Origin of the sequence: Bacteroides sp. 1_1_30 (assembly GCF_020982715.1) — a bacterium.
Taxonomy (GTDB): domain Bacteria; phylum Bacteroidota; class Bacteroidia; order Bacteroidales; family Bacteroidaceae; genus Bacteroides; species Bacteroides xylanisolvens.
This window is the reverse complement of record NZ_JAJKHN010000063.1, coordinates 1-12,749: the sequence shown is the minus strand read 5'-3', so window position 1 is coordinate 12,749 and position 12,749 is coordinate 1. Positions and strand designations below refer to the sequence as shown.

Annotated in this window: 14 protein-coding genes and 1 pseudogene; 4 read left to right on the top strand and 11 right to left on the bottom strand. The window is 39.7% G+C overall.

Annotated features, from left to right (window positions below; all coding sequences use genetic code 11):
• Positions 1-7: 7 nt before the first annotated feature.
• The 7 genes from LPH68_RS17800 to LPH68_RS17770 form a co-directional block, all read right to left on the bottom strand.
• The gene (locus tag LPH68_RS17800) at positions 8-949 is read right to left on the bottom strand and encodes a DUF5119 domain-containing protein (protein WP_048698760.1); all 942 of its coding nucleotides are present in this window, start codon (positions 947-949) and stop codon (positions 8-10) included.
• Between the two features lie 3 nt (positions 950-952).
• Entirely contained in the window at positions 953-2,056 is a 1,104-nt protein-coding gene (locus LPH68_RS17795) for a DUF3575 domain-containing protein (RefSeq protein WP_080979950.1), read from the bottom strand.
• Between the two features lie 150 nt (positions 2,057-2,206).
• Positions 2,207-4,000, bottom strand: coding sequence for an IS66 family transposase (locus LPH68_RS17790; RefSeq protein WP_048698759.1), 1,794 nt, complete (start codon positions 3,998-4,000; stop codon positions 2,207-2,209).
• 72 nt (positions 4,001-4,072) lie between these two features.
• A complete protein-coding gene (gene tnpB / locus LPH68_RS17785; RefSeq protein ID WP_008782597.1) occupies positions 4,073-4,408 on the bottom strand; it encodes an IS66 family insertion sequence element accessory protein TnpB in 336 nt (111 codons plus the stop codon).
• Positions 4,402-4,764: a hypothetical protein gene (locus LPH68_RS17780; RefSeq protein ID WP_008781475.1), complete on the bottom strand. Its 363-nt coding sequence runs from the start codon at positions 4,762-4,764 to the stop codon at positions 4,402-4,404. Before LPH68_RS17780 ends, tnpB begins: the two co-directional genes overlap by 7 nt.
• 1,196 nt (positions 4,765-5,960) lie before the next feature.
• On the bottom strand, positions 5,961-6,119 hold the full coding sequence (locus LPH68_RS17775; protein WP_153882927.1) for a hypothetical protein: 159 nt from the start codon (positions 6,117-6,119) through the stop codon (positions 5,961-5,963).
• A gap of 64 nt (positions 6,120-6,183) precedes the next feature.
• Complete coding sequence (locus tag LPH68_RS17770; RefSeq protein WP_117697680.1) at positions 6,184-6,393, bottom strand: hypothetical protein; 210 nt, start codon at positions 6,391-6,393, stop codon at positions 6,184-6,186.
• A gap of 392 nt (positions 6,394-6,785) precedes the next feature.
• Here LPH68_RS17770 and LPH68_RS17765 point away from each other — a divergent pair, with 392 nt between their 5' ends.
• From LPH68_RS17765 to LPH68_RS17750, 4 genes and pseudogenes are all read left to right on the top strand, one after another.
• A complete protein-coding gene (locus tag LPH68_RS17765) occupies positions 6,786-7,310 on the top strand; it encodes a hypothetical protein (protein ID WP_117697682.1) in 525 nt (174 codons plus the stop codon).
• A 276-nt stretch (positions 7,311-7,586) separates the two neighbouring features.
• The gene (locus LPH68_RS17760; RefSeq protein WP_048696569.1) at positions 7,587-8,444 is read left to right on the top strand and encodes a helix-turn-helix transcriptional regulator; all 858 of its coding nucleotides are present in this window, start codon (positions 7,587-7,589) and stop codon (positions 8,442-8,444) included.
• A gap of 25 nt (positions 8,445-8,469) precedes the next feature.
• Entirely contained in the window at positions 8,470-9,129 is a 660-nt protein-coding gene (locus LPH68_RS17755) for a DNA-directed RNA polymerase subunit alpha C-terminal domain-containing protein (RefSeq protein WP_048696567.1), read from the top strand.
• Positions 9,130-9,266: 137 nt separating this feature from the next.
• Positions 9,267-10,107: pseudogene (locus LPH68_RS17750) on the top strand (DDE transposase); the annotation flags it as partial.
• A gap of 612 nt (positions 10,108-10,719) precedes the next feature.
• Here the strand turns inward: LPH68_RS17750 and LPH68_RS17745 are convergent.
• Genes LPH68_RS17745 through LPH68_RS17730 form a run of 4 tightly spaced genes read right to left on the bottom strand, consistent with a single transcriptional unit; the run spans position 10,720 to position 12,617 of the window.
• On the bottom strand, positions 10,720-11,310 hold the full coding sequence (locus LPH68_RS17745) for a TMEM175 family protein (RefSeq protein ID WP_048696566.1): 591 nt from the start codon (positions 11,308-11,310) through the stop codon (positions 10,720-10,722).
• Between the two features lie 27 nt (positions 11,311-11,337).
• A complete protein-coding gene (locus tag LPH68_RS17740; RefSeq protein ID WP_048696563.1) occupies positions 11,338-12,045 on the bottom strand; it encodes a pirin family protein in 708 nt (235 codons plus the stop codon).
• 18 nt (positions 12,046-12,063) lie between these two features.
• Positions 12,064-12,303: a (4Fe-4S)-binding protein gene (locus tag LPH68_RS17735; RefSeq protein WP_048696562.1), complete on the bottom strand. Its 240-nt coding sequence runs from the start codon at positions 12,301-12,303 to the stop codon at positions 12,064-12,066.
• Between the two features lie 11 nt (positions 12,304-12,314).
• Positions 12,315-12,617, bottom strand: a complete 303-nt coding sequence (locus LPH68_RS17730; RefSeq protein WP_048696559.1) for a GNAT family N-acetyltransferase — start codon at positions 12,615-12,617, stop codon at positions 12,315-12,317.
• Positions 12,618-12,749: the final 132 nt, after the last annotated feature.

Genomic DNA, 12,749 nt, shown 5'->3' with positions numbered 1-12,749 from the left:
GTTTCAATTACATGGGAACATCCACATAAATATTCTGCCATTCGTCAACAGTCGGATGAAAACCACCACCGTTAACAATAGGCTTGGGCAGAGGAAGTCCGTCTAGCAGGATATGAACATCGCGGGGATCAGCCGCGTCATCAACCTGCCGGGTCACGTCAAACGTGTAGTAATTCTTACTTCCGTCGGCCATAATCACGTAGATAACCAGCTGGTGCACGGGACCATCTAGTCCGATTTGCCCGAAAACCCAAAAATCGGCCGTCAGGGTGGAGATACCATCGGAAACCACCTCGAAAGGTACGGTTACGACATCAAGTGTGAGATCGTTAGGTCCCATCAGAAGCCCCCCCGACATACCCGAAAGAGCACCGGAAAGACCGTTAGAAGATATATATTTGAGATTGGACACATTCATTATCTTGACTCGGTAACGGCATACGGAGAGTTCAGGATAGAGAACTACTGTCTGGTTCTCTTTCGAGAGTTCAATTGTAACGTCATCAAGACGGTCGCTGTAAAGGCGATCAGGTGACCTTGCGATCCGCTCCTCGGAAGTTCCTTTCACACGAGGAACAGAAAAGCCCCTCACGCTCAAGACACCGTCGGGAGCGTAAGCTTCAAAGCTCCCGAAGAAGTCTATATTACGGTAAAGTACAGATTCCGTGTCAGAGTTGACACATAGGGCCCTGTAACGACCAGCAGGAACGTTGATATCCCCGCCCCGATAATCCGTGAATTCATACGCCTCAGGTTTCCCCCCGTCCAAAGGAAACAGGTAAAGGCGCATTGTTTCAGGAGTCACATTGGGGGTATTCCTCCAATCAAAAATAACTTGTATTTTAATGGTACGGGAACAATCATAACACAACTCCTTATGTTCGCAAGACATCAACAACAAGACTGCAAAAGCCACAACAGCCTGTAATACATATTTTATATTCAACATCTTTTACTTTCCTCCTTTTTTCAGATTGTAATCACTCCGTCCCCAAAACCATACCAGAGAGACCTCCGCTTTCGTCGGACCAAACCAGTGACGTTGTCTGGTACTCTGCCATACATAACGATTATCCATGGGAACATACTTGTAATAGATTCCTCCCAAATAACCGACTCCCAGGGAAAAGTCCAAATTAAGTCTTTTGGCAATGGCAAGGGAATAGCCGTATTCTAAACCGAAACCGTAATTGGATTTTTCCCAAAGGGATCCACCGGGTCTACCACCCATGTAGCCCTTTCCTCCAAGCTCAAAATCATAAGTCAGCACCTGCCCATAAACACCGATGTGATGGCCGGACAGAGGTCTGCCAACAGCATGGGAAGCAAAATACCTGCGTAGTCCGACCTCCCCACCATATACGCGCCAGTAACGGTGGCGTCTGTCCTTTTTCCACCAGGCGTACATCCAACTGCCACCAAGGGACCAGCCTTTGCCAAGATAGAACTCTATGCCGATATTCGGAATGAGAAAAATGTCATAAAGCAGGTTTGTTTTAATCCCCGCATAGAAAGGTTTGGAAACATCGATAACGGGAACGGGAGCCTGTACCGTGTCATGGACAACAGCGGCCCTCTCGGGTGTGTTGCGAATGATGACGGTATCCGCCGGTTCCACCTTTTTTGAAGGGGAGTGACATTTCCCGTCTTTTCCTGTGATAACAGACTCAAGTTCACATATGATTACGGAACAGTTGCGAAGTTCGGGGAAAAAATGCTCAAGCATGTAACGCCATACACGCCCACCACGGAGATTCATCAACTGCCGTTTACGGGAATCGACAACGGCACCGTTACGGGTCACCCATATGGGGGTATCACGAAGGATACTGAGAGCCTCCTCACGGAAGGGCATATCAGAATCTCTGACAAGGGAGGAAAGTTCCTCCCAGCTTTCTCCTAAGGAGAGGGACACGAATGCCGAGTCAGGCAGAGACAAACGCTCCTGGATGTAGGATTGCAGGACTGTACACCGTTGATCTGACAGCTGTTGATTCAAACGAATATTCCCCTCAGGAGACGCACCGGAACGCAGAATTACACGATACAACGACATATTCTCCTGTCGAGAACAAATGCGAGCCAGAAGTGAATCTAAGCGTGTACCATTATTGCGGAAGGTAAGCACTCAATTTAGGGCATCCCCCTTCGAAAGGGCACCTTTCAGTGCCCTAAACCGAGTTTTGTTAATTAATTAGTTTTGAATTTAACATTGGCTGGCAGCCAAAGTGATTTTGTCAGGAACCATGTTAACATAATCCCTGCACCCGTTAAAGATATTTTTGAAAAAAGTTCCGATGAAGTTCCAGATAGAACTGCCATGAAGCTTTACCGTTCCTATCACACTGTGATAAGTTGCTGCCATCTCTGCACCGGCATCACTACCATAATGAAGTGAATTGTTGCGTTGAGTGGTCAGCTTTCGAATGGTTCGCTCAGCCAGATTGTTGTCTATCGGTAATTCACCATCATCCAAGTAAGCAAAGATCTCTTTCCAGAACCGGTTCAGATAATTGAGAGCTTCTCTATAATACCGGCTTCTAAATTCTGAATCCTTTGACTGTTCACTATCTAACAAACTGCGTAGCTCTATTAGGAGTTCCTTAGTTTCCAAGCTTTGCCTTTCTTGAAACCTTTCCTTGGGAGTTAATCCGGCATCATCGTATTTACGCTCCCTCATAAAGAACTCCTTTAAAATTTCGGAAAAGCGTTCTGCAGTCGGTTCACCACCCTGATTGGAAGCCTTGACAAACTTGTTCTTGGCATGAGACATACAAACCTGGTGGACAGTATCTTTAAACCGGGCTGATTTCAGCTCATTGCCGATAAATACATAAGCATTATATCCGTCGGACATTATACTCTTCAATTCTGCATCGCCCAAAAAGTCTGTAAGTACATCACGACCGCACGAGCCATTCTCATAGAAGAAAATGGCTGTTTTCCGGGCCTTGTTGACCAGAACCCAAATGTAGCACTTCTTATAGTGATCGTATTTACGCACTTTACACCAGGTCTCGTCGCAGTTCACAATCGAATCTTTTTCCAAAGCTATAGACTTCAATACACAAACCAGTTCGTCCAGGTATGTCTTACCTTTCTTAAGCCAGTTGCGCAACGTGTTTTTAGAAATGGTCATGCCCATATCTGTCAGCCATTGGTGAAGAAGACCAAAAGTCACATTCTTTACATAAACTTCGTAGGCGATAGCCTGCAGAAATTCAGGAGTGGCCCTAGTGCCTTCAAAACTGGTTACTACATCCGGATGGCCTTCAGAAGGGAAATAGCCCCACTTCGGCTTTTTACCAGGCTCTGCATAATGAACCATCTCAAAACATTCTTCCGTAAGGAAAGTACGGAAACTGAACACCCGTACCATTCTCCTTTCAATGATCCGACCGGGAACCTTTGTCAAATCGGAAGGATGCTCTGTCGCTTCTCCGGCTACTCCCATCGTTTTATAACCGTCAGGGCGATTGGACAAGTCACGGTCTTTCCCGGAAGGCTCTTTTAACTCTTGGGATGGAACATGACCAACCGAATCCGTGCGAAGCGTATCATCGGTTCCATCATAATCATCCTTCTCCTTCCGGCGGTCTGAATCACTTGTTTTAGCTTTAGATTGTATCTTTTGACGTCTATCACCAAAACGTTCCTGATTGGCGTAATCAAGTTTTTCTTGAAGTGATTTTATCTTACGTTCAGCCGATTTGCGAAGTTTATGCTCTTCTGACAACCGATTCTCAAGGTCAGCATGTTTCGATTGCATAGAAGACATCTGATCCTTCAGTTCTTTCATCTGAGCCATAAAATCCTCTAAAACAAGCTTCATGGCATCACCTGTCAACCTGAGATCCTGATTTTGCTCAGCAAGGTATTGTATGTATCGGTCTTTCTGATCCTCTGCCATACCTGCACTATAATTTATAGGGTTGCGTGAGTAGGTTTCCCGACTCAACAACTCTCGTTTTGTTGTAATTATATCTTGCAGATCGATCATACTTAAACCTTTGACTTACAGCATTAAAGGTAATAAAATAATCGCAAAACCGCAAGTGGATAAATAGATTGATTATCTGATTTTTAATGTTTTAACTATAGGATTCTCAAGAATCAAAACCACGTCCTTCCAGGCAATCCGATAAACAGTATCCGCCCCATTTCGCTCCACTTTCATGAACTGATAACCGGCAACAAACTTCTTTTCAAACAGACTATATGAACGATTATCAAATGAAAACATACGGACTATTCTGCGATTGCGAGACATGACTATAAAGACATCCCCATCTCTGGGTTCCCGGTGAAGCCGTTCACGAATGATAGACAACACACGGCTGTGCTTACAACGCATATCGGTGAAATCACGGACATAATAAAAATGATTCAGACCGGTAACACTCAGCATAACCCCTCCAGTTTCTCTACCATACGAACCAAATCCGGGTAGCTTAAATTCTTTTGGAACAAATGCAAGCCATTGCTGATACGAATCTCAACCCAAATACGAACAGGGTGATCAGTTCTGCCTGGTGATACCGGTTGAGGTTGATCAATGGCACCGGATTGTTCCTCATGACCGATTACAGGAGCACCATCAACCTGGACTTCAACTACTTTTTTCCGGGTATCCCTGTACCATTTCTGAAAGATGTTATAAGGAACTTTGTTCTTAACACAAAACGATTGGAGAGATTCTCCATGAGGCAAAGCCTCGGTCTGGTACTGAAAGTAAAACCTTTCAAGATCTTCACTGCTATACATAAATTCTAAAATTTTTGTTCGCAGCGAAGATAGAGATTTCAATTATGAGCCAATTTTTGACTGCTTACTTGCGGAAGGAAAGATTTACAGTGGAACTGCCTACCGGAAAGTAAATCTGGCAGCGGAGAGTATCCCTCCCGCAAAAAGCCAAACTTACATTCGCTCCAAAACAGCCTAAAATCAGAAATATAAGAACCTTTTTCAATTCCATGTTATAAATTGCTTGTATTAAAAACTTGTCAAGAAGAATTGGTGTATAAAATAATAATAAATTAATACATATATTCCAAAATAGCATTTATATCTTCCATTATAAAAGATTGGAAATGGTCTTTTTTTATATCTATTGCACAAGAAAATGATACAGTAAACCTTATAAAATACCTTTAAAGCACCCTTGAAAGTAAACTCATATTTCCGTCTCTCCTATATTTTAAATACAGGAGAGGCTTTTACTCCAACCCAAAGAATCTAATGTAACTCCATGCTGACAGTCTTATCCTTTATAGTGTCTGCCCACATTTCCTAAATGTTGTTTTAAAGATGAAAGGAGGTACTTAATCTATATTCATCTGCCCATGCACATAAAAAACAAGAACCATCTAGTTTACTGTTTCTATTCAATATTCTTTCTTATCATCTTACATCCGCCTAGTCTGATATTATTTTGACGAAAAACGCCATCACTTTTCCAGCAGAATATTCACAAGAAAACAGGTTGCAGCATGGCAGCATAGACATGACCGTTCTTCTCTTATGATATAAAAAACAAACAAAACAATCTATGACATTTTATCTAAATTGTCACCAATTCCTTTGTATCAAGAACACTTTGCTTTACAATATTTTTTAGATTGCAAAAATAGAAATAACAAGAGATATACACATTACACATAATAGACATATTATTATATATAGTCGCCGTTTTTTTTTAAGGACGAATAAATTAATAAAACGCAAACAATAAAGCATTTGTTGTTGTTTTTATATTCAGTTTAAGACATTTTTTTATAATAAGTATACAGGATGACCCCATTCCAAGATATGAAGTAAACAGCCAAATAAATACACAGCTTTTATTTTTCATGCATTTTTACTATAAGGATCCTCGCTTTCCAAGATACAAGTTCAATAGGGAGTCCCGATCTAGCAACTGACTGCTTTCCTTTTCTGTCAGTCAATGGCAGGATAAGCGTTTACAGATCTTCATGATTATACCCCACATGTACGATGATGTTCACATTTTCACCTTCTAGATTATTCTGTCCATTGGATTCTGGAACAATTCCTTCAGGAATGCCGAAATTGACATCTACAAAAATTCCCTGTCCATTATTCAAAGAGCTGAGATCCATGTTTATCAGATACCCATCTTTATAAACTGCATCTTAGTTCTACCCTATATCGATTCTTCCTGCTTTATACGGCAGTGAAATGACTAGGAAGAGACTGACTGCAGACAACCCGTAACATAGTCACCTGTTTCGAAAATGAAGGTCCATTTAGGGTATTGTCATTCTTGCCATAGTCATCAACCGTTCTTGCAAAGAAATTGAATGCGCCTGCTTTACTTCCTTCTGTCGTGAATCCGTTTGTTGCAAAACAGAAAGCCATATCTAACGGATCCATATTGCTACCAGAGTTGAATGTATTGTTAAAAAAGTCATACCCGCTAGCCGCATAAATCCTCTTCCAAAACCAGTCCTCCTTTTTTCACTGCCAGCTTAGAGCGGAAAGTATTCAGATGAAAAACGTCTCATCAAGAAGACTTGGATTGTAATGGTTACTTCAACAACCCAAAAGTATTTGCCAGAGAAAACCTTTGACTCAAGTCTGGCTTTCTATCCCATATCTCGTTTTAAAAACTTTGCGTATCAATCTTGAAGATATTCATACCTCATTTGGGGATTTCCCAGTTTTTTGCCTGACCATTCTTCGTACCAACTTCCGTTTCTTTCCATGCTTTCATAACAGGACTTATTCTTGGTTAATACCAAGATTATATTTAAACATGCCTTAACTTGTATCATCAGCTAAAAGCCCTTGCACTGTTTACACGGGGCAATGACGTGCGGTTTGTTCAGGCTGAAGAACCGGCATTAATAAGTATTGTAGAGTATCTCTCCGAGAATTACAAAGTAGAGAAAGAACCCGCCGAAGGAAAGTATATCATCGAATATGACCGGCACATTACCTATTTGGTGGAAGTACATATCTACTTTGAAGGGCAAATTCATGAAGTGATACGTTCCATCAGCGGTTATCGCAAGCCGTCAACAGTTATTAATTGGGAAGAGTGTTCTGATATTAATACAGATGTAGTACAAGTGATAAATTATCCCCAGTTTGGCGCCTATTATCCGAGTGATAAAATAAATTATAACGACGTTTTCTATACCCGTCTTTCGGAGAATGGTTACAGGTTCAGGTATACCTGCATTCCGTTGATCAGCAGCTGGAAGCAAGTAGAGACTTTATTATGGCAACCCATGGAATATCCGTTATGGAGCGTGGTCGAATATGGCGGAGAATTCTACACTTGCTGACACTTAACAGGATATCTGTCCTCAAATAGCCTTATAGAAAGCGGACCGTATCGAGCACTGCTACATATGATGCCAAACTGTTATTTATATTAAAGTTCAAAGAGGTTCCGGCAGAAATTAAAAGGATCATATTCAATGAAAGAAGAGCTGAATGACCTGATTTTTCGGTTAGAGTAACAATATTATATATACAAAAAGTCCTTTATAGATAACAAAATGTCCGTTATACAAAAAACCGAATTATTATAAATTGCGTTATAATAAAAAACAAAAAACATGAAATTACTATATTTAAATGAACATTTATCCTGCCTCAATTACCAGGTTAAATCAGATGCAGGTTTTGTCAGCTACAAGCTGGAAAAAGGTGATATATACCAGATTGACAACAGTAAGTCGGCATGTGGTCTGTTTCTGATCAGTGGTGAAATATCCCTCAATTTGGGAATGTCTCCAGAAATCAGGATTACACAAAAAGAAATGATATTTATACCACAAAATGTGGAAGCACACATTGAGGCCTTGATCGCTTCAAAATGCATACTCCTGTTTTGGGATAAAAATGTGAATGCCTGTGACAAATTCTTTTTGGCTTCATTGCCAACAAGGAAGCTGACGACAGACATAGGCAATCCCATACTTCCAATTAAAAGGGCTTTAATGGTGGTATTGGATTCTGTTAGTTCATATCTGGAGGCAAAACTGCTTTGCAGACACATGCATTCGCTGAAACAGCAGGAACTGCTTCTGGTTTTAAAAGGATTTTATACTAAAAAAGAACTGGCGACTTTTTTCTCTGCATCAACTGGCATTAGGCAACACTTTGAAAGGTTTGTTCTGGAAAATTACAAGAAAGTGAATTCTGTCAAGGAGTTTGCTGATTTATATTATATTTCGGAACGGTCCTTCAGTAGAAAATTTCACTCTTGTTTTGGAGAAAGTCCCTATAAGTGGATGCAGAAAAAAAAAGCTGAACGGATAAGAGAAATGATCAGTGACCCCCAATTCACCCTCCAGGAAATAGCTGTAAAATTTGAATTCAGTTCACCATCACATTTCACAGCGTACTGTCGGCGGCTGTTTGGGGTGCCACCAAGCCAATTAAGGGAATACCACGAAAAACAGCAGGAATAATTGTAGAACCTCTAACGTAATCATTATGAAATATTCAGAAATTGAAACAAGTCATGGAAAGGAAGATACTTACCGTATGGAACTACCGGCGGTGTGTGTACCGGTTCTTGAGAATATTGTAAAGGAAATGTCAACTTTGATAGAAGATAAAAACATGCAAGAAATCTTTTACTATCTGTCATTAGGTCATGATATGCGGGAGGTTTCAGAGAAAACGGGTATAACACTGAGAAACCTGGCGTATATCTATAGAAAGGCTGCCAATATAGTACATTTCAACTGGAAGTCCACTATGCAATGGAAAAAAGAGTTACAACATGCGCATATCAAGTGCCGAAATTATGAGTCTCTTTTGACCATTCCTCAAATTATAACAAGACAGAGTCCGAGAAATTTTATACTGGTTGTAAGGGATCAGGATATTCCGACAAAATATGTGGACCTATTAACTATCCCTTTGGAGAAACTGGATATCTGTCTAAGGACCTTGCGGTCGCTCAGAAAAAACAACATCTACCTGTTGGAAGATCTTTTAAGATTTATAAAACTGAATGGATTTGACTCATTGGCCAAACTACCGGGAATGGGAATTAAGTCTGTTGAACAATTATATGAAAAGCTAAAGGAAAAAAAAATACTTGAAAGTAAGGAAACTTGTGGGCTATTTCGTTACCTTTTTGTATAACATAGCTAACTTCTAAAAACATCCATATAATTGTTTCTATATATTCAAATTCATGCTGTCAAACATGACGTCCACTTTGTATAAAGATCTATTTATAATAGTTATCTTGCAATAATTTTTGATGATATAAAAATTTAATATTATTAGAAAAACGAGAATGGCTCTACCGGATATCCGCATACATTGCAGGAAGTTCGGCATAAGGCGTCCCCGTAACAAATACACGAATGTCACGGAATCCTTTTTTCTATTGCAAGAAAAGAAAGAGAAAGGTTTCAAAAACAAGGATGCTCAAGTTTCTCATGATTTGATTCCTGGAAAAGAGACTTATCATACAAAGAGATGAAATTCATAAAGAATATGGAGTTTGACTCAAATATATACAAGATTATCAGCATAACTTTCCATAATCAGAAGATTTTTGTACAGAAAAAGGAGCTCTTTGAAGGCAGGAAGATCAGTATCCGTATTGTCGGAGCATTATGTGTGCCCTGTTGTAAGGGGTAAGGAGCTAAAATCTGTCGAGTTCGATGTAAAGGTAGCAAACAATACAGATAGCCGGGATCTCGTTCATCGGACACATCTCTCTCAAGGCATTCAATAAGAACGTGCACCTGAAGGCTCATATCCGTCTGCAGCAGAAGCTAATGATGAGGGGAAGATGTGTTGCAGCCAAGTCCATATATGCCAATGCTGCTAACAGAAAATTCTGTAAAGATATGGGACATCAACATTTTTTGTATGCAAGGAAGGTTTGCAAAGGACAAGACAGTGAGGGAAGTTCTCAGAAATGGGCTCTCAAAGGAAAGATCCACCAGACTGAAATGCTGTTTCGGCACGCAGAAACAGCATTACTCCTATAAGAATCAAGGCACGGAATAGAAAAACGGAAATCCTGTGGATTTTTTCGGAGTCCATACGGCAAATGTCATACCGACAATTTATAAAATCAAAAGCAGATGGAATAAAGCCGCATAGCACATGATTATAATGAATCTATCATAAGAAGTGTCAGGCTTCTTTCGGAACATTATGCCCCAATGGATAAAAATTTAGGGAGGAGATAGAAGAATTACAATAAAAATAGTATACGAGAGGATAGAAACAGTTATCTTCATATGCCATCTTATTTTTTTAAGATATTTACTGGATATCCTTGTTTTAAGCATATCGAAGTTGGTAAAACGTAAATAAGGTTTATTTTCTGATGTTTTTTATCTTTACCATATGTCCTTATTTAATTATAATTCAGTTCCACGACTATCACTCCTGATAAATTCCTTTATTGTTGTATCATCCTTTTCTATTCTTGGTATTCAGGCTTTCAAACAATGGCTGCTGTGTTCCAATATATTGAAAGAAGTATACCTTGGGACAGTCGCTGAATATCTCAATTCAAATCCTGCCCAAAATAGATTCTGTTGGCATTATGATACTTTTATATTGATGATTTTTGAATATTTCCTCTTCTAATTAATCTCATAGTCGTCCATATAAGATATACTCGGAGTTGTGCCAAATTCTTCATTACGCTTGAATATTGTCCGAAGGACAAAAATTTCGCATATACATTCCGTTTCAGGAAACTGTTTACATGTGTTTACATCCACGATTCGGTAACTTTTTCAACTCTTCTCTTGGAATAGTCCACCAACAAGCTATGACAAAAAAGCTAACGATAGAAATCCAGACAGAGATAAAAGAAAAGGGTACTGTAAGAAAATATACAACAATAGAAATATTTTCTTTCTGTCCCCCTTCATGGAGACTCCTTAAAGGAAAATCCTCACCATGAAAACTGATTAAAGCCTTTTCCAATAACCGGAAAGCAATTGCACACATGAACAACACTCCACCATAGCAGGCCATTGGTACGGGAGACTGGTAGTTTTTACCAACCCAATCTGTTGTAAACGGTATCAGAGAAATCCAAAATAATAAATGAAGGTTTGCCCATAATATCTTACCATTGATACACTGAGCTATTTGTAAGATCTGGTGATGATTGATCCAATAAATTCCGACATATACAAAACTGAGTAGATAACTGACAAATACAGGAATGACAGGATGCAGCGCTTCAAATGTCGCCTCTTCCGGTGTATTCATGGAAAGAACCATGATTGTTATTATGATGGCCAATACTCCATCACTAAATGCCTCCAAACGATTTTTGTCCATTTTCCTAATGTGGGATAATTAAAAAGGTTAAAACATAGGTACTTCTATGGCCAGGACATGTGACTCAGACAAACACTCTATGGTGACAGCCTCCACTTCCCATATACCAATTCCATCACGGCGTGAAAGGACATGTTTGTTTATTTTAACATCCCCCTCCAATACAAAGATATATACTCCGGTGTCCTTTTTGTTCATCAGGTATTTTATATGCTGCTTGGAATCGAATGTGCCTATGGAGAGCCATGCGTCTTGCAACAGATGTGCTGGTGTATTTCCTTCTGGTGAGATAAACGTACATAGCTCATTGTGTCTGCATAGAGGTCGAATATCATAATTATGGTATTCAGGCTTCGTTCCTTCTATATTCGGAATGATCCAAATTTGCAGGAATTTTAACTCTTCAGTCTCACTCGCATTATACTCACTGTGATAAATTCCAGCACCTGTGCTCATTACTTGGATCTCCCCCGGAGTAATGATGCTCTCATTCTCCACGCTATCCCCATGCCTTAAAAAGCCCTGTATGGGGATTGAAACGACTTCCATATTGTGATGTGGGTGCATACTGAATCCTTTTTTAGGAGTGACAGTATCATCGTTCAGCACTCGTAAGGCACCGAAATGAACCCGTTCCGGGTTATAATAACCTGCAAAACTAAAAGTGTGATAGGTCTTGAGCCAACCATGGTCGAAATAGCCTCTTGTATCAGCTCTGTGTACAATAAATTTCATTCTTAATTCCTATAAGGTTTATTGTTTTTTGTATTTTTCGTTTTCTTTTTTTATCATCCGACAACTTAGTGCCCCAGAGGGGCATTTCTCTATTTGTGCCACAAGTTCCTCCGTTGTCGCATTTTCAATCCGAATCCAGGGGCGTTCTTTGGGGTGATAAACAGCAGGAAGTGTTTTTACGCAAATCCCTGCGTGCTTGCAAAGATCAGGCTGCCAAGTAATTGATAACACGCCATTGCTGTATTCTACTTTTTTCATTTTATCCTTTTTTATTTAACATGAAAACCTCGAAGTACCAGTCGCTTCCATTCCGGATGTTTATGTATATATCCCGCCACAAATGGACATAAAGGCACCAGACGTAGGCGCTGATTCTCAATGTCGGCAAGAACTTTCTCTACAAGTTGCTGCCCCACTCCCTGCCCTCTTAAGGAAAGAGGCACCTCCGTATGTGTTAAATATATCTTTCCATTAGGGGATTTTATATACTTTATTTTGGGGATAAGATTATCAATATGGAATTCATATTGATGCCTTTCCGCATTATCTGTCAAATCATAATTCTGAATCATTTTTATTTCATATTTAGTAAATTGGGCAAAAGGAACAGACTGTTATGACTAAACAATCATATTATTACAATCCTGATGTCACAAAAATAATATTTTTTATTACTAAAACAAAATATTCTATATGATAAATGA